This window comes from Streptomyces sp. NPDC001415 (genome assembly GCF_053597395.1).
Genome location: NZ_JBSFIE010000028.1, coordinates 54,315 through 71,709, shown reverse-complemented (window position 1 = coordinate 71,709; position 17,395 = coordinate 54,315). Strand labels below are relative to the sequence as shown.

The window sequence follows — 17,395 nt, the reverse complement described above, 5'->3', positions numbered from 1 at the left end:
CGCGGCTTTCCCTTGAACGGGTCCGCCCGATCCGGGCTCCAATTGCGAACGGAGACGCCCGTGCGAATCACCGACATCCAGCGTTGCGAGGTCCGGCCCGGACGGCTCGTCGAGTGGGCGCTCAGTCCGGCGACCGTCGCGGCGGCGGCGGACCTTCCGGTAGACCCGCGACCGCCCGCGTACCTCCAGGAGTCGCACATCAGGACGGCTCAATCGGTGCACGAGGACGGCCTGTTCGTGCCGACCTGGATCGGTACGGCATTCGACATCCCGGGCACGGTCGACCTCGACGCACTGCAGGACGCGCTGCGCGGCTGGACGCTCCGGCACGAGACCCTGCGCAGCGGCTTCCGCTGGGACGACGACGAGATGCGCCGGTTCACGCTCGACACCGAGGCCGTGTCACTTCAGCGCGAGGACGTCGGCGACTTTCCCGACGCGACGCAACTCGTCGAGCACCTCCAGAGCCGCTTCGACACCGTCGCGAACGCGCTGTGCTGGCCCAACTTCCTTTACGCGGCGGTCATCAGGGACGACTGCACCAGCGTGTACATCGCCTTCGACCACAGCAACGTCGACTCCTACTCCATCCAGCGCATCCCCGCCGAGATCCACGAGCTCTACGCCGCGGCCGTCGAGGGCCGCCCCGCACAGGAGTCGCCGACCAGCAGTTACGTCGACTTCTGCGAGATCGAGCGGGCGGACGCCGACCGGATCGACGGCAGCCACGCGATCGTCGGCCACTGGCGGGAGTTCATCAAGCGGTGCAACGGGAAACTGCCCAACTTCCCCGTCCCACTCGGCCTTGAGCCCGGCGGCCCGCTGCCCACGCAGAAGTTGATGCGCGAGATGCTCGTCGACGCCGACTCCGCCGCCGCGTTCGAGGCGTACTGCCGGCCCTTCGGCGGCAGCCTCGTCGGCATGCTGGCCGCCACCAGCCTCATCGTCAACGAGATCGGCGGACAGCCCGTCTACCGCTCCGTCGTTCCTTTCCACACCCGCGTGAAGTCCAAGTGGTCCAACTCCGTGGGCTGGTACGTCGGCGGTGCGCCCATCGAGGTCCCCATCGACGAGGCACCCGACTTCCTCAGCGCCCTGAAGGTCGTGCGCGCCGAGCTGCAGGCCAACAGGTCGCTGGCACGCATGCCGATCGCCCGGGTGCTGCGCCTGCTCGGCGCGGACTTCCGCCCGACCTCGCCCGACCTGTACTCGATCGTCTCGTTCGTCGACGCACGGAGCCTCTCCGGTGCGGAGCGCTGGGACGAGCTGACGGCCTACGCACTGGTGCGCGTCTCCTACGGCGACCAGGTGTGCATCTGGCTGAACCGGCTCCACGAGGGCCTGTGGTTCACCTGCCGCTACCCCGACACCGACATCGCGTACAAGAACATGCGGCTGTACACGGAGCGGTTGGGGAGCGTCATCCTCGAAGTGGCCCGCGAGTACCGCGCCCGTGAACTCGCCCCACACGATCTCGCCGGGTGACCGATCCGCGACACCCACCCCACGCGTCGGCCACCGCCGGTACGACCAGCGACCCCCGCCCCCAACTCGCCCCCGACCACAGGGTCGGGGGCCTGCGCGCGTCCGGGCCGGGCCGGGGGACGTACGCCGTGGACGTGACCCGGCACCCACAAATGCCTCGGTGCCCCGGCCTGTGGCCGGGGCACCGAGGCAGGTGGTGACTATTACTTGCTGAAGGCGCTGTTGCTGCAGCCCATGCTCGAACCCATGGAGGTCTGCTGCGAGCCCGCGTTGCCCTCGCCGTTCAGGAGGTTGCCGCCCAGGCCGTTGAGGATGCCGACCTGACCGAGGATGTCGACGTTGCCGTCATGCGACCGGCAGGTGCTGCTCTGCTGGATGTTGAAGAAGTCGCCCCCCTTGCCACCTCGGCCCCCGTCGGCGTGGGCGGTGCCGGCGGCCAGGAGCCCGACGCTGCCGAGGGCAGCGACCAGGACGGCGGCCTTGCGAAGCTTGTGCATGTCATCTCCGATGGAGTGAAGTGGACGCGATCCGTGACAGATCGACTTCGTGTAGTTACAGAGGTAATACGACGTATCCCCAAAGCGCCCGGCGGCGCGCCGAATTCAGAAAATCCCTCACCATGTTGGTCGATTGCAGGACATAACCCGCCCCGTACGTGCTGAGGTTGAACTCGCGGACGTGGGAACAGGTGGTCGAGTAATGCGGTCCCCAGGCCGACCGGAACACTGCGGCAGACCGTGGACAGATACCCTCTGCAGAATTCAACTCCGGTGCATGGCAGGGGAATTGATGAACACTTACAGCCGGTCGGAGCATTCAGTGAACTACTCATATTTATTGGTGCAGTTGCACACTCAAATCCTCCCGGCTCCCGGACGGGCACAACGGGTGCGCTCAGCCGGGTGTGGGCGCGTACCGCAAAACGTCCCGGCAGTCCGGCCAGGTGAAGCCCGGCTATCGAAGGCCAGGACCTTGAGGCAGGCCGCGTGACCAGTCACCTCTGGAACTCCAGGGGCGCGGCACCGCCGCCCCACAATTCGCGCCCCACAATTCGATAGTCCGCATATGAATCCGTGGATCAGTGGATCAGCGGATCAGCGGTGATCTCCCTCAGACTTCTTCACCCCGTGCGAACGTTCCGCCACCTCAAGATGTAGCGCCCCCGCCACCCCCTCGCCCCGCTCTCGCCGTCACATCCCCCACCACCCCCGTACCGCAGCCTCAGGGCGCACCCCAGGGGTCGGGAAGAGCCCCCAGCCAGTCATGGCCGCCTGGACACAGGCCTGGACCTGGACACAAAAAGAGGTCCCGGCACCAAGCCTGGGGCTCGGTGCCGGGACCTGTTTCCCGCTGTTCGACCGGCTATGTGACCGGACACGTTCTTAGAACGCGCTGTTGTTGCAGCCCATGCTCGAACCGATGTGGGTGTTCTGCGCACCCGGGTTGCCCTCGCCGTTGAGCGCGTTGCCCAGCAGACCGTTGAGCAGGCCGACCTGGCCGAGGACGTCCAGGTTCAGGTCGTGCGACTTGCAGTTGCTGCTCTGCCCGATCTTGAACTGGTCGCCACCCTTGCCCCCGTCGTGCGCCTGGGCCGTGCCAGCGGCCAGCATTCCGAGGCTGCCGAGGGCAGCGACCAGGACGGCGGCCTTGCGAAGCTTGTTCATGTCATCTCCGTTGGAGTGAAGTGGATACGATCCGTGGCAGATCGATTCCTTACGGTCACGGAAATTAATACGAAATACCCCCAAACCGCCCGATGACGCGCCGGGTGTCGCGATGTTGTTCTGGAAGCACCCTGAAGTCGTAATGCCTACGAGCGGGCCCTTCGGCGTCATCCACCACCCACACCTTCGGTCGCGCCTCGGCGGGCGCGCGGCCAACCGCTGCCCCGCCGCGCCGACCGGCCAGGTCGAGGAGGCGTCGAGGAGTTCACGAACAAGCTCTTCCGGATCCGTACCCCCAGTACCCCGGCGCTCCCGCGCGGACGATCTTCGCGATGCCAGGGTTGGATCACCGACAAAGCCGATCACCGGTCACGGCAACTGCCGTTGCGGCCAGGGCGCTTCTGATGGCTCCTGGTCCGACGCGGCTGGTCAGAAGCCATCAAAACGGCCTGGCGGCAAAGCCCTACTAGTGGGCGTGGGCGAGGGAGTTCGCCTGGCTGTTGGCCTGGCCACAGCTGACGCCCTTGGTCTCGGCGCCGGCGAGCACGGCGACCGGGAGATTCGCGTTGAGCAGGTTCTGCGGGCTGCATTCCTGGGACGGGCGGAAGAGGTTGTTCTGGTCCACCGGGCCGGACGGCGCCGCCGGGGCCGTCTGCGGGGAGATCTGCGGAGAGATCAGCGGGTTCAGCTGCGGGTTGACCTGCGGGCTGACCTCGGAGGGCTGGGGCAGGGACATCCGCTGCGGGGCGGGCGAGCCGTAAGACTGCGCGGTGGCCTGCGAGCTGGTCGACGAGACGGCGTGGGCATCCGGCTGCCCGATGGGGGGCGGAGCAGCGCCGTTGTACCCGGCGGGAGCGACGGCGGCGCTGGAGCCGACGCCGATGGCGGACAGCCCGCCGGCCGCTGCGAAGACGAGCGCGGCCTTGTGAAACTTGCGCATGGAACCCTCGGCCCTTCGTTGACCTGTGCGTGGAACGTATGGGATTGCAGATGAGCCAGTGCAGCCGATGCTGTTTTCGCTGTCCTGTGCGGCTGCGATGGGCCATCGTCCTGGCCCTGTGCGGAACGAGATGCATGCGGGTCCCGTCACGGGAGGCGGGGTGTGGTCACCCATTTGCCGAGGGGTGCGAATCATCATCTGAATCGTCAACGCGGGAGTGCCGGCCTCCCACTTGTTCGTGACAGGGGCGGCAGGCCCTCACTCATCCGTGGCGTGCCGGGTCATGGCAAATGGGTGACGGATTTTTGGATCCCGTGACCGGTCCGGAGGAAACCTCGTTGCCAACTGGGAGAAGGCGGCGGCCACGAATTCGAAGAGAGAGCAACGGGATCCGCTGTCGGCTCCGGCGTGAAGTCCACAAGGCAGCCTCCATTTCCCCCAGTTGAGGCGCAGTGTGAATATCGGACTGAGCGCACGCAAGACTCCACTGAATGCAACGGATTTCCCCTGTACAGGCATTGAAGGGCCGAGGGTTCCATGCGAAAGCTTCACAAGGCCGCGCTCGTAGTAGCAGCGGCCGGCGGTCTGTCCGCCGTCGGCGTCGGCGTCAGCCATGCCGACTCTCCCGTCGGGTACGGAGGTCCCGGTCCGGCACCTGGTCCCCGGTACTCGGCACCCGACGTAGCCCCGCAGTACGGGCCGCCCCCGCAGTACGCCGCCCCCCAGTACCAGGCTCCCCCGCAGTACGCGCCTCCGCAGTACGCACCCCCTCAGTACGGGCCGCCGCCGCAGTACGCGCCGCCGCCGCAGTACGCGCCTGCCCCGCAGTACCAGGCGCCCCCGCAGTACGCGCCGCCGCAGTATTCGCAGGCCACGGCGACGTCCAACGCGGCGGGCACGGCGCAGGCCTACGGTCCGCAGCCGTATGCCCAGCCGATGATGCAGGCCGCTCCTCCGGCGCCCGCCCCGCAGCAGGCAGCCGCCTACGCCACGTCGACGGGTGTCGCGCAGGCCGGACAGCCGGCGCAGGTCACTCCGCAGGTCTCCCCGCAGGCGGCGCCGCAGGTCACGCCGCAGGTCGCCCCGCAGGTCGCCGTGCCCCAGGTCTTCAACCCGGAGCCCGCGCCGCGTGTCGCCCCGCAGGTGAACCCCCAGGTGAACCCGACGGTGAACCCGCTCATCAACCCGCTGATCGCACCGGTCGGCGCCCCGCAGGTGCCCGGTCTCGGCCTCGGCCAGCTCGCGGCCCCGCCGGTGGGCCAGCTGGGTCTGCCGCGACTCGGCTGATCGCCTCCCCGGGTTCGTCCACCGTCCCCACCCCATCTGTCGCACACCACACCAGCTAGACCAACGGAGAAGAAATGCGCAAGATCCAGAAGGTCGCCCTCCTCGGCGCCGTCATCGGCAGCATCGGCGCCTTCGGCGGCACCGCCTTCGCGCACGGCGAGGAGGGCGCGCACGACACCGACATCATGCAGAACGCCGAGTGCCGCTCGCACGACATGAACATCAACGTCCTCGGCAGCGTCGGCGCGCTCAACGCCCTGCTGGGCAACGGGCTCAACGGCGAAGGGGCCCCGGGTGCGCAGCCCAGCCACCTCGGCTCGGACATGGGCTGCAACAGCAAGGTCGGCTGAGCAGCCACGCCCCCCTCTTTCCCGTCTTTCCGCACAGACCCCGCCCTCGTCATGTTCTTCGCGGTTCCGCACGAGGGCCACTGGCCTCCGGGTCCGGCATGACTCCCACCCCCGGCGAGCAAACGGCCGGGGCGGTGTCACCGGGCCCGCGAGGTGCCGTGGGCATCGCAGGGCTCCCGCCGCATCGCCGGCCGTCGAACCCGACGCCCGGCCGCTGAGCCCGGCGCCGCAGTCGCAGCCCGGGGCCGCCGCCCATCTCGCTCGCGCACCTTCAAGAACAGCAACGCCCGCGTACGGTTCCGCCTGCAAGATCAGCGGAAACGATTCGCCAGTTAAACCTACAAGTCGCCACCGGGGATCATGGCCGAAAACACCTTCAGAAATTCCATGTAATACGTTTCGGAATTTCATCGACCATGGACTGTAATCCGATATGCGGGAGGGTGCCGACGTCCAATATTCCCCCGGATGCACGACGCCGCGCGCCGCGTGATGCTCGTTAGGCGATCGTGACTTTGAAGGAAAAGGACGTAGAAAAGGCCCACCTGTTCCTCTCGGACCAGGAAGGCCTCATGCACTGCTCAGACCTGCTTGAGGACTTCCTCGCGACCATCAGCCGGATGGAGCGGGAATACCTGCAGGCTGCGGCGAAGGGATGGCAGACGGGGGGTCCGCACTCCGAATAAAACATCCACAACCGCGCGCGGAGAAGCCCAGGACGGAAAGGGTTCGGAATGAGAACCGACTATGATGCGGTAGACCAATACCCTGATTACACCCAGCCGATCGATGTGCAGCACATGTGGCGCACCGAGCCGGAGACCCCATCGGACGGATGGGATCCGGACGAAGAGCTGGCCCGGATCCTGCAGCCGACCCTCAGCGTGGATCCAGTGCCGCCCCCATCGGACGGCGACAGGCACTCGCACCGCCAGGTCAGCCGACGGCGGCCCCGGTCAGGGTTTCACGTCCTGGCCGGAAAGCGGAGGATCATCGCCGTCTCGATCCTGATCGCCATAATCACCATCTGCGCGGTGACGATACTGACCTGGTCCATCTCCTATTCGTACAATCAGCTGCGCATCATCGCGCTGCTCGGGGCATCGCCGCACTTGGCGCGATGGTGGCCGCTGACCGTGTACGGACCGTGGCTGCTGGCAGGTCTGTCCATCCTGCGGGCATCCGTTCAGCACCGGACCGCTCGGCGGTCCTGGGCCGTGATGCTGATCTCCTCCGGCACGGCGGTGGCTCTGTGTATCGGCCAAGCACCGCATTCGCTTTTCGCGATGGTGGTCGTCGGAATTCCGCCGATCACCGCCCTGGTCTGTTTCCGTGAACTCGTCGGGCAGTTCTCGCCCCGGCCCGGTCCTCGGCACGCCTTCGACGTGGTGAACGGGCTCAAGAAGACAAGGCCGTAGGTTTTGGGCCCACGCTCTCAGCGAGCACGCCGCTCGGGTGGGCCGTCGTGCAGGATCCGCTGGAAGAGCCGGTGGTCGCGCCACTCGCCGTCGATGTGCAGATAGCGCGGCGCGAGGCCGAACTCCTCGAACCCGGCCTTGGCGAGGACCCGTTGGGACGCGATGTTGTGCGGCACGGTGCCCGCCTCGACCCGGTGCAGCCCGATCTCGTCGAGCGCCACCCGGCAGATCTCCTCCACGGCCCGGGTGGCGAGGCCGCGGCCGTTGTACTCGGCGTCGATCCAGTACCCGAGGCTCGCGCTGCGGAACGGGCCGAGCGCGATGCCGGAGAGGGTGGCCAGGCCGACGACGCGGTCCCCGTCGGCGAGCACGATCCGGTACGCCCCCACGTCGGAGAGCCGCTCCGCCTGCCCGGCGGGTGTGTAGAAGGCGTCGGGCCGGTGCGGCTCCCAGGGCCGCATGTGGTCCCGGTTGCGCAGCAGGGCCGCGGCGAGGGCGGGTGCGTCGTCGAGGACCGCGGTGCGAAGCGTGATCATCCCCGTACCGTAGCGGCCGTGGGCGGGCCCGCTCAGCCCTCCGCGTACTTCGCGTCGGCCGCCGGGTCGAGGGCGAGGCGGTAGCCGCGTTTCACCACTGTCTGGATGACCCGGGGGGCGCCAAGTGCCGTGCGCAGGCGGGCCATCGCCGTTTCCACGGCGTGTTCGTCGGTGCCCGAGCCAGGCAGGGCGCGGAGCAGTTCGGCGCGGGCCACCACCCAGCCGGGGCGGCGGGCGAGGGTGCGCATCAGAGCCATGCCGGCCGGGGGGACGGATTTCAGCTCGCCGTCCACCAGGACCGCGTGGCCGCGGATCTCGACGCGGCGGCCGGCCAGGGGCAACACCCTTGAACGGGCCGGGAGTTCGGTGCACAGGAGCTGGACGAGGGGGCCGAGGCGGAAGCGTTCGGGGGCCAGCGTGGTCACGCCGCGGGCCTGCAGCGGCAGCGCGGTGACCGGGCCCACGCAGACGGGCAGCACGTCGTGGTGCAGGGCGAGCAGCAGCTCGGCGAGCATGCCGCGCTCCTCGGCCCGGCTCAGGAGGGAGGCCGCGGCCGGGGCGCTGGTGAAGGTGAGCGCGTCCAGGCCGTGCGAGACGGTGGCGTCCAGGAGCCGGTCGAGCGGCGCCGGGTCCTGCGGCGGCAGCCAGCGGTAGACCGGCACCCCGACGACCTCGGCGCCGCCCGCGCGCAGCGCCTCCACGAAGCCCGGCAGCGGTTCGCCGTGCAGCTGGATCGCGATGCGCCGGCCGGCGACACCCTCGGCGAGCAGCCGGTCGAGGACCTCGGCCATCGACTCGGACGAGGGCGACCACTGTTCGGTGAGCCCGGCGGCCCGGACCGCGCCCTTGACCTTGGGGCCCCGGGCGAGGAGTTCGACGCCCTTGAGCGTGGTGAGGAGGGCGTCCCCTATCCCCCAGCCGTCGGCGGCCTCGACCCAGCCGCGGAACCCGATGGCGGTGGTGGCCACCACCGTGTCGGGCACCTTGGCGATCAACTCCCGGGTGGCGGCGAGGAGTTCACTGTCGTCGGCGAGCGGCACGATCCGCAGCGCGGGCGCGTGCAGCACGGCGGCCCCGCGGCGGGTGAGCAGCGCCGCGAGCTCGTCGGCCCGGCGGGCGGCGGTGACCCCGACGGTGAACCCGCCGAGGGGCCCGCTCGGTGCGGCCACTTCTGCTTGTGCGGACATGACTCTCCAGGTGGTGCGGGGACGTCCGAGCCTGCCAACGGAGCGTGACGCCCGGGGTTCACCCTGGTTTCCCGGGTGTTACGTCACCCCCCACCGACAAGGATCACACCTCGGCGTAGGCGGGCGCGGGAGCGGCGGCGACGGTCGTTCGGGCAGGTCGGCGGACGTATACCGCCCAGGTCACCGTGAAGCACGCCGCGTAGCAGGCCAGGAAGGAGGCGAAGGCGGCGGTGCCGGTGCCCACCGTCTGGAAGGACTGCCGGAAGGCGAGGTTGATGGCGAGCCCGCCGAGCGCGCCGATGGCTCCGACGAACCCCATGGCCGCCCCCGAGAGCCGCCGCCCGTAGGCCGCCGCGTCCTCCCCCGAGAGCCCGCGGGCGAGCGCCTTGGCCTGGAAGATGCCGGGGATCATCTTGTACGTGGAGCCGTTGCCGAGGCCGCTGAGCACGAACAGGGCGATGAACCCGGTGAGGAAGACGGGCAGCGACTTCTGGACCGAGGCGTACAGGACGATGCCGGTCGCGGCCGCCATCGCGGCGAAGTTCCACAGGGTGATGCGGGCGCCGCCGTACAGGTCGGCGAGGCGGCCGCCGACGGGCCTGATCAGGGAGCCGAGCAGCGGCCCGATGAAGGTGAGCGAGGCGGCCTGCAGCGGGGTCCGCCCGAACTGGGTCTGGAGCACGAGGCCGAAGGCGAAGCTGTAGCCGATGAAGGAGCCGAACGTGCCGACGTACAGGAACGCCATGATCCAGGTGTGCGCGTCCCGCAGCGCCTCCTTGGCGGCGCCCGTGTCGTTGCGTACCGGCGCCAGGTTGTCCATGCCAAGGGCCGCGCAGATCCCGGCGACCACGATCAGCGGGATGTAGGCGGCGAGCACGATGCGCGGGTGGGTGGCCCCGGCGGTCGCGATGACGAGCAGCCCGACGAGCTGCACCACCGGTACGCCGATGTTGCCGCCGCCCGCGTTCAGTCCGAGCGCCCAGCCCTTCTTGCGGAGCGGGAAGAAGGCGTTGATGTTGGTCATCGAGGAGGCGAAGTTGCCCCCGCCGACCCCGGCGAGGGCAGCGACCAGGAGGAACGTGGTGTACGAGGTGCCCGGCTCCATGGCGAACCAGGCCGCGACGGCCGGCACGAGGAGCAGCAGGGCGCTGAAGACGCTCCAGTTGCGGCCGCCGAAGCGGGCGACGGCGAAGGTGTACGGGATCCGGACGAGGGCGCCGACGAGGGTCGCCACCGAGATCAGGAAGAACTTGCCCGCGGGGTCCACTCCGTAGCCGGGGCCCATGAAGAGCACCATCACCGACCACAGGCTCCAGATGGAGAACCCGATGTGTTCGCAGAACACGGACAGGAAGAGGTTGCGCCGGGCGACGCGCTCGCCCGTCTCCCGCCAGAACGTGTCGTCCTCCGGGTCCCACCGCTCGATCCAACGGCCAGCCATCATGCCTCCACGGTCGGTTCGCTTCACGTCACAGCGACCGTAGGGAGGGAGGGTTTCGGCCGCGTGGCGCCGGGTGACCGGGGTGCAACCTTGTCTTCACGAGGTCCGGGCGGCGGCGGTGAGACCGCCGCCGCCGGGGTTCGTCAGGCGGGCCAGAGCCTGGGCCGGCGCTTGGCCGCCACGTCCTCGACCCAGCCGAAGCACAGCACGCACAGGCCGATGAGGACCCAGGTCACGGCGAGTACCGGCCACGAGCTGTTCAGGAACTTGCCCGCACCCGCGAGCGCGTCGATGCTCCAGAGGTCGTCCCAGACGGTGGCGGCGACCAGGATGCACAGGTTGTGCCACAGGTAGACCGTCACGGCCCGCGAGTTGAGCAGGGTGATCAGGCGGTCCCAGCGGCGCAGCGGGGCCGGCCACTGCTCCCACGAGGGGCTGATGTGCAGCAGCAGGAGCACCGCGCCGAGCGACCACAGGGTCTGCGCGAGCGGGATCGAGTCGAGCTCGGTGTCGCCGGTGACCGAGAACCCGCCGCGCACGGCCCACCAGTAGCCGAGGGCCATCACGATGGGGGCGAGCGAGGGGATCAGGAAGTTCGGCAGCTTCCGCGTGACGCCCGCCTGGTGGGCCATGCCGAGGATCCAGCAGGCTCCGAAGGTGGCGAAGTCGGTGAGCGCGGAGTCGATGCGCGTGGGCAGGCCGAGATCCACGAAGTCCACGAGCGCCGCGATGGCGACCGGGGCCAGGACCGTCAGCCACGGCAGGCGCCGCAGCAGCATCCGGAACAGCGGCGAGAGCAGCACGAACCACAGGTAGGCACGCAGGTACCAGAGCGGTTCGGCGAGGTTGGCGCCCCAGTTGTCGCCCAGTACGTGGTGGATGCCGGGCAGGCCGGCCGCGTACGGCGGGTCGCTGAGCGGGACCACCCAGAACAGCAGGTGCCCCCACCACCAGGCGGGGTGCCCGTCGGAGTCGGGGCCCCAGCCCTGGGCGAGCATGCCGGTGATGCCGACCGCGCCGAGCAGCCACATCGGCGGGAGCAGCCGGCGCAGGCGGCCCCGTACGACCTGGACGGCGGGCCGCTTCAGGGAGCGGGCCATCAGGTTTCCGGCGAGCGCGAACATCACGCCCATGGAGGGGAAGGCGAGCGGCAGCCAGGCCCAGCCCATCAGGTGGTAGAGCACCACCCGGAACAGGGCGAGGGCGCGGAGGAAATCGAAGTACCGGTCGCGCACGGGCGCCCGGGGTGCCGGGGCGGCGGGGGTGGCCGCCGCTCCCGGAACCTCCACATACGAGGTCATCCCGCCGCCTTCCGTTCGGCCGGGTTGCCCGGCGCCTCGACCACGCCGGTGCGGCGCAGCTTCTGCCAGCGCAGCCGGCCGCCGGTCACCGCGGTGATCCAGGACTGGAGCAGCACGACGTACATCAACTGCCGGTACAGGACCTGCTGGAGCGGCAGCGAGAGCAGGTGTGTGAGCTTCTCCTTGTCGAGCCGGAAGGCGTAGGCAGCGCACACCCCCTGGATCAGGAGCACGACGAGCCAGGCCACGATGGTCTGCCCGGTCTTGCCGAAGACGATCCCGTAGAGCAGGAAGATGTCGATCAGCGGGGCGAGCAGCGGGGCCGCCACCATGAACAGGGCGACGAGGGGCAGGCCGATCCGGCCGAAGCGGCCCGAGGGGCCCCGGTCCTTGATGGCGCCGCGGTGCTTCCAGATCGCCTGCATGGTGCCGTACGACCAGCGGTAGCGCTGCGACCAGAGCTGCTGGACGGACTCGGGGGCCTCGGTCCAGGCGCGGGCGTTCTCGCTGTAGACCACCTTCCAGCCGTCGCGGTGGATGGCCATGGTGATGTCGGTGTCCTCGGCGAGGGTGTCCTCGCTCATGCCGCCGACCCGCTCCAGGGCCTGGCGGCGGAAGGCGCCGACCGCGCCGGGGATGGTGGGCATGATGCCCATCAGGTCGTACATGCGGCGGTCGAGGTTGAAGCCCATCACGTACTCGATGTGCTGCCAGGCGCCGATGAGCGAGTCGCGGTTGCCGACCTTGGCGTTGCCGGCGACGGCGCCGACGCGCAGGTTGCCGAAGGGCTGCACCAGTTCGCGGACGGTGGACGGCTCGAAGACGGTGTCGCCGTCCATCATCACGACGAGCTCGTAACGGGCATGTGCGATGCCGTTGTTGAGGGCGGCGGGCTTGCCCGCGTTCTCCTGGCGCACCACGCGTACGTTGGGGTAGCCGAGGGCCTCGACGATGTCGGCGGTGCCGTCGCTCGAACCGTCGTCGATGACGATCACTTCGATCGGATGATCGCTCGCCATGAGCGAACGAACGGTGTTGGCGATGCATTCGCGTTCGTTGTACGCGGGCACGAGCACCGAGACGGGTTCGGTGACCGGCGGGCCCCACTGGAAGTCCTTCTTGCGGACCTTGCGGGCGTGCACGAAGGAGAGCACCAGCATCAGCCCGAAGCGGGCGAAGACCAGCACGCCGACCATGGCGAGGCCGACGACCAGGAAGTCTGTGGTGTGCTCGGCGACCTGGACGGCGCCGACGAACGCCTCGCCCTTCCACAGGTCCATGCCCTTGACCGGGGTCAGCGCGCTCGGTGCGCCGAGCGCGGTGGTGAGGTTGACGAAGGTGTAGCCCGACTCCTGCATGTCCGGCAGGAACTTGTCGAGCGCGGCCACGGTCTGCGAGCGGTCGCCGCCGAAGTCGTGCATCAGGACGATGGCGCCCTTGTCGTCCTCCGGGGTGGCGTTGTGGATGATCTTCTTCACCCCGGGCCGCTGCCAGTCCTCGCTGTCGGTGGAGTCGAGCGCCACGACATAGCCCTTGCTGCCGACGTACTGGACGACCGGCCAGGTGTCGTTGTCCATGGCGTCGGCGAACGAGGAGTACGGCGGCCGGAACAGCGAGCTGTGCACGCCCGCGGCCCCCGCGAGCGCGAGCTGGTTCTCGGAGAGCTCGCGGTCGATGCGCGACTTCGACTGGTAGGACAGATCGGGGTGGTTGAAGGTGTGGAGGCCCACCTCGTGGCCCTCGGCGACCATGCGCTTGATGAGGTCCGGGTAGCGCGAGGCGTTGGTTCCGGTCACGAAGAAGACGGCGTGCGCGTGGTACTTCTTCAGCTCGTCCAGGACCTTCGGCGTCCAGGTGGGGTCCGGGCCGTCGTCGAAGGTGATGACGATCTTGTGGTCCGGTATCCGCAGGCTGACCGGCTTGCCGGGGGTGCGCGCGTCGATGACCGGGCCGCCGTCGATGATCTTGTCGGGCACCTTGTCGGTGGGTGCGGGGTCCCGGACGCGGTGGTCCGCGGAGATCTCGCTGTGCACATAGCCGCGCAGCATCAGCATCGCGACGAGCGCGACGAGCAGCAGCAGCGGCAGCAGGTAGCGCATGGGCAGCCGCTTGCGCCGCGTTGGCCGCGGCTTGGCCTTGGTGGTTCTCATGGCAGGTGTCGTTACGCCTTCGGGCCGGTACGCCGTGGTGGCCGTACGGGGTTGGTGCCAAGCGCTCCGCGGGATGTGGAGCGCGTCGCGTGCGAGCCTGTGGGGGGTGGCTGGTCGCGAGCGGTTTCCCCGCGCCCCTTTCGGGGTGCGTGTTCCGCAGCTGACTTCACGAAGATCACTCGGGGCCGCTGTCCGGACCCCTGCGGGCGGGCCGGGACGGCGGTGCTCAGGCGGGGGAGGCCGCCCGTGTGGCCGGCTTGCGCGAGGTGGTGGGGCGAGGGGAGACCTTGGTGTTCACCGGGCTGTGCCCCGTGACGGGCGTGCGCGACGACTTGGGGGTCTTGGGCGAGGGCGCCTTGGAGGCGCTGTGAACGGGAACCACGGCCTTCTTCGAGGGCGACGCCTGCGGCTGCGGGGCCTGCGAGGCGGTCGCCTTCGGCGGCGCCGTCACGGCGTCGGCCTTGTCGGGCAGGTTGAGACCGGGGGCGCGGGCGCTGCCGCCGAGCAGCGAGCCGACGAGCGCCACGGCGAAGCCGGTGGCCGCGAGCCCGAAGACCCAGCCGAGCCGGCGCAGCTTCTTGCCGCGCTTCCCGCTGGCGTCGACGAACACGGCCTGCTCGGCCGAGGCTGCCCGCAGCGGCTTGAAGACCGGGATCTTCTGGGTCATGGACCGCGAAACGGGCTCGGGATCGGGCTTGGCCACCTGCGGCTCGGGCCTGACCGCCTGCTGTTCGGGCTTGGCCGCCTGGGGTTCGGGCTTGGTGAACTGACGCGTGGGCGTCGTCGCCCGCGGCTCGGGCTTGGTGAGCCGCGGCGTAGGAATGGTCGCCTGCGGCTCGGCCCTGGCCACCCGCGGATCGGGCTTGGCCGGTCGCGGATCGGGCTTGGCCGGTCGCGGATCGGGCTTGGTCAGCCGCCGCGTGGGCGTGGTCGACTCCTGCGCGAACACGCCGAGTTGCATCGTCCCGTCGCGTGGCGGCTGACCACCCCCCGGGTGGCCTGGACCGGGCTGCCCGCCCGGCCCATTGGTTATCCGACTGTCCATTTTCGTACGCACTCCCTGAAATATGTTTCGCGGGTTGCGCGCACGACTCCCGGGCACCACCATCCGGAACGGGGAGACCCCACCCGTTCCGGGCGCCCCCACTATCCCGCCGCACCCGGGCGATGAATGTAGCGCACGCAGCTGTGGACATGTGTTCACGTATCGCGTGATGTTCGCTTTCGGTGGGCCACGTGCGGTGCATCAGCTGCCATCAGGGACATGTCGGACTCGGGAAGCCAGCTTCCGGGGGGCTTTTCGAGCCAGCCGTGCGCCGCCGAGGCTTCGTTCGCGACCCGCCGCAGGACGTCCACGCCGGGATGCGAGAGCCCCTTGCGCCACACAAGCGACACCGGCGCGAGCGGTACGGGGTCGGTCAGCGGGCGTACGACCATGCCGGGCACGTCCATGAACTCGGTGCTGGCGAGCACCGACCAGCCCTGTTTGCGCACCACCCGGACGAACTCCTCCTCCCCCGCGATCTCCGGGAACGGCGCGGCCATCTCGATGCCGCGCCCAGCGAAGAGCCGCTCGGCGAGGTCGGTCCACTCGGCGGTGGCCGGATTGCCCGCCGCCACGTACAGGGTCTCTCCGGCCAGCGCGTCCAGTGGCACCTCGGCCAGGCTCGCGAGCCGGTGCTCCGCGGCGAGCAGCACCGCCATCCGCTCGTGGCGCACCGGCTGGTGGCCGAGCCCCGCGAGCACCGCCGGGTCGAGCCCGGCCACCCGGCCGAAGGAGACGTCGAGCCGCCCGGCCAGGATCTCGGCGGCCGCCCCGGTGAGCCCGCTGATGAACCGGGCCACGAACTCGACGCCGGGGGCCTGTTCGCGGGCCTCGGCGAGCACCCGCGCACCGGTGCCGACGGGCGCCGAGATGTCGACGAGCAGGGGCCGCGCGGCGCCCCCGCCCGCCCACGCGGTACGCAGCTCGTCGTGGGCGTCGAGCACCTTGCGGGCGTACGGCAGCAGCCGCGTCCCGTCCGCCGTGAGCGCGACCGCCCGGGTGGTCCGTACGAAGAGCTCGGCGCCCAACTCCCGTTCCAGGCGCCGGACATCGCGGCTCAGCGCCTGCTGGGCGACGAACAGGCGGGCGGCGGCGCGGGTGAAGTGGAGCTCGTCGGCGACGGCGGCGAACGAGCGGAGGAGGCGCGGGTCCAGGTCGTGGGGCACGGGAGGTGAGTCAACAACATCAGACGCGTTGACAACAAGAGTGCGTGAATGGCTCCTGATCAGGTGTTGGACCCCACCATCCGGCCTCCACAAGGATCGGGGCATGCCGCAAACGCCCCCGCTCGCCCGCCGCCCGAACCCCTACATACGCCTCTTCCGCACCCCCGGCGCCCGCGCCTTCACCCTCGGCAACCTGGTCGCCCGGCTCCCCATGGGCATGTTCGGCGTCAGCGCCGTGATCATGATCGCCGGCGCGCGCGGCTCGTACGCCCTCGCGGGGGCCGTCACCGCCACCGGGCTCGCCGCGACCGCGCTCGTCGCCCCGTGGACGGCCCGGCTCGTCGACCGGTGCGGCCAGGCCCGAATTGCCGTGCCCGCCACGGCAGTTGCGGTATGCGGCTCGCTGGCCCTGCTCCTGTGCGTGCACTTCGGCGCCCCCGACTGGACCCTGTTCGCCGCGTACGCCGCGACCGCCACGACCCCCAACACCGGCGGCATGTCCCGCGCCCGCTGGGCCCACCTGCACCGCGGCTCCTCCCCGGAAGCCACAGCCGCGCTGCACACCGCCAACTCCTTCGAACAGGCCGCCGACGAGCTCTGCTTCATGCTCGGCCCGGTCGCCGCGGCCTTCCTCTGCTCGGCCCTGTTCCCCGAGGCCGGCACGCTCGTCGGCGCGGTCCTGCTGATGACGGGCGTCCTGCTCTTCGCCGCCCAGCGCACGACCGAGCCGCCCGCCGCACCCCGTACGCCCGCTGCCAAGTCCCCTGTCTGTACCAGGGGGTTCGCCCCGCTGCTCGCGGTGTTCCTCGCCACCGGCGCGGTGTTCGGCTCCCTGGAGATCGTCACCATCGCGTACGCCGACGGGCTCGGCCACCATCCCCAAGCTCTCCACTCCGGTCGAGCAGGGGAGACCCCATTGGCGGCGGGCGGGGTGCTCGCTCTCCAGGCGGCCGGATCGTGCGTCGCGGGGCTCCTGTACGGGGCGGCGCGCCCGGCCCGCAGGGTGGCCCAGCGGCTCGTCGGCTGCGTCGGGGCCATGGCCGTACTGATGTGTCTGCCGCTGCTCGCGGCGCGGACCAGCGGCTCGCTCGTCGTGCTCGCCGCGGCCCTGCTGTGCGCGGGCGCGGCCACCGCGCCGACCATGGTGACCGGCATGACGCTGGTCCAGCGCCTCACCCCCGAGGGCCGGTTGAACGAGGGCATGACCCTCGCCGTCACCGCGATCCTGGGTGGCATCGCGGCCGGCTCGGCCACCGGCGGCCAGGTCATCGAGCAAGCGGGCGCGGAGATGGGCTACTTGGTCCCGGTCTGCGCGGCGGCCGTCGCCCTGGTGGTGAGCGTGGCCGGATCCGGGCGGTACGCTGCACCGCCCCCGGTAAGCGGGACGCCCCCTTCCGCTTAGACATGACCGCTCGGACATGACCG

The 17,395-nt window shown here is 70.1% G+C and carries 16 protein-coding genes; 6 read left to right on the top strand and 10 right to left on the bottom strand.

The window, feature by feature from the left end; genetic code table 11:
- The first annotated feature begins 60 nt into the window (after positions 1-60).
- A complete protein-coding gene (locus tag ACWC2B_RS29050) occupies positions 61-1,485 on the top strand; it encodes a condensation domain-containing protein (protein WP_450721685.1) in 1,425 nt (474 codons plus the stop codon).
- A 203-nt stretch (positions 1,486-1,688) separates the two neighbouring features.
- Here the strand turns inward: ACWC2B_RS29050 and ACWC2B_RS29045 are convergent, their stop codons facing one another.
- The 3 genes from ACWC2B_RS29045 to ACWC2B_RS29035 all read right to left on the bottom strand — a co-directional run bounded on the left by ACWC2B_RS29045 (position 1,689) and on the right by ACWC2B_RS29035 (position 4,089).
- The gene (locus tag ACWC2B_RS29045; protein WP_450721683.1) at positions 1,689-1,982 is read right to left on the bottom strand and encodes a hypothetical protein; all 294 of its coding nucleotides are present in this window, start codon (positions 1,980-1,982) and stop codon (positions 1,689-1,691) included.
- 885 nt (positions 1,983-2,867) lie between these two features.
- Positions 2,868-3,149 (bottom strand): hypothetical protein, encoded by a 282-nt coding sequence (locus tag ACWC2B_RS29040; protein ID WP_053727213.1) that lies wholly within the window; start codon positions 3,147-3,149, stop codon positions 2,868-2,870.
- 466 nt (positions 3,150-3,615) lie between these two features.
- Positions 3,616-4,089 carry a hypothetical protein gene (locus ACWC2B_RS29035; RefSeq protein WP_450721681.1) on the bottom strand — a complete coding sequence of 158 codons (474 nt, stop codon included), beginning with the start codon at positions 4,087-4,089 and terminating at the stop codon, positions 3,616-3,618.
- A 537-nt stretch (positions 4,090-4,626) separates the two neighbouring features.
- Between ACWC2B_RS29035 and ACWC2B_RS29030 the strand changes: the two genes are divergently transcribed.
- The 4 genes from ACWC2B_RS29030 to ACWC2B_RS29015 all read left to right on the top strand — a co-directional run bounded on the left by ACWC2B_RS29030 (position 4,627) and on the right by ACWC2B_RS29015 (position 7,144).
- Positions 4,627-5,376 (top strand): hypothetical protein, encoded by a 750-nt coding sequence (locus ACWC2B_RS29030; RefSeq protein WP_450721679.1) that lies wholly within the window; start codon positions 4,627-4,629, stop codon positions 5,374-5,376.
- A gap of 74 nt (positions 5,377-5,450) precedes the next feature.
- The gene (locus ACWC2B_RS29025) at positions 5,451-5,726 is read left to right on the top strand and encodes a hypothetical protein (RefSeq protein WP_450721677.1); all 276 of its coding nucleotides are present in this window, start codon (positions 5,451-5,453) and stop codon (positions 5,724-5,726) included.
- Positions 5,727-6,235: 509 nt separating this feature from the next.
- A complete protein-coding gene (locus ACWC2B_RS29020; protein WP_450721675.1) occupies positions 6,236-6,412 on the top strand; it encodes a hypothetical protein in 177 nt (58 codons plus the stop codon).
- A 48-nt stretch (positions 6,413-6,460) separates the two neighbouring features.
- A complete protein-coding gene (locus ACWC2B_RS29015; protein WP_450721673.1) occupies positions 6,461-7,144 on the top strand; it encodes a DUF2637 domain-containing protein in 684 nt (227 codons plus the stop codon).
- Positions 7,145-7,161: 17 nt separating this feature from the next.
- On the opposite strand, the gene ACWC2B_RS29010 is transcribed toward ACWC2B_RS29015, so the two are convergent.
- The 7 genes from ACWC2B_RS29010 to ACWC2B_RS28980 all read right to left on the bottom strand — a co-directional run bounded on the left by ACWC2B_RS29010 (position 7,162) and on the right by ACWC2B_RS28980 (position 15,970).
- Positions 7,162-7,680: a GNAT family N-acetyltransferase gene (locus ACWC2B_RS29010; protein ID WP_450721671.1), complete on the bottom strand. Its 519-nt coding sequence runs from the start codon at positions 7,678-7,680 to the stop codon at positions 7,162-7,164.
- A gap of 32 nt (positions 7,681-7,712) precedes the next feature.
- A complete protein-coding gene (locus ACWC2B_RS29005) occupies positions 7,713-8,867 on the bottom strand; it encodes a uroporphyrinogen-III synthase (RefSeq protein ID WP_450721669.1) in 1,155 nt (384 codons plus the stop codon).
- A gap of 103 nt (positions 8,868-8,970) precedes the next feature.
- Complete coding sequence (locus tag ACWC2B_RS29000) at positions 8,971-10,308, bottom strand: nitrate/nitrite transporter (protein ID WP_450721740.1); 1,338 nt, start codon at positions 10,306-10,308, stop codon at positions 8,971-8,973.
- A gap of 143 nt (positions 10,309-10,451) precedes the next feature.
- On the bottom strand, positions 10,452-11,609 hold the full coding sequence (locus ACWC2B_RS28995; protein WP_450721667.1) for an acyltransferase family protein: 1,158 nt from the start codon (positions 11,607-11,609) through the stop codon (positions 10,452-10,454).
- Positions 11,606-13,708, bottom strand: coding sequence for a bifunctional polysaccharide deacetylase/glycosyltransferase family 2 protein (locus ACWC2B_RS28990; RefSeq protein WP_450721738.1), 2,103 nt, complete (start codon positions 13,706-13,708; stop codon positions 11,606-11,608). Before ACWC2B_RS28990 ends, ACWC2B_RS28995 begins: the two co-directional genes overlap by 4 nt.
- A gap of 277 nt (positions 13,709-13,985) precedes the next feature.
- Positions 13,986-14,708: a hypothetical protein gene (locus ACWC2B_RS28985; protein WP_450721665.1), complete on the bottom strand. Its 723-nt coding sequence runs from the start codon at positions 14,706-14,708 to the stop codon at positions 13,986-13,988.
- A 251-nt stretch (positions 14,709-14,959) separates the two neighbouring features.
- Entirely contained in the window at positions 14,960-15,970 is a 1,011-nt protein-coding gene (locus ACWC2B_RS28980; protein WP_450721663.1) for a LysR family transcriptional regulator, read from the bottom strand.
- A gap of 103 nt (positions 15,971-16,073) precedes the next feature.
- Here ACWC2B_RS28980 and ACWC2B_RS28975 point away from each other — a divergent pair, with 103 nt between their 5' ends.
- The gene (locus tag ACWC2B_RS28975; RefSeq protein ID WP_450721661.1) at positions 16,074-17,372 is read left to right on the top strand and encodes an MFS transporter; all 1,299 of its coding nucleotides are present in this window, start codon (positions 16,074-16,076) and stop codon (positions 17,370-17,372) included.
- The last annotated feature ends 23 nt before the right edge of the window (positions 17,373-17,395 follow it).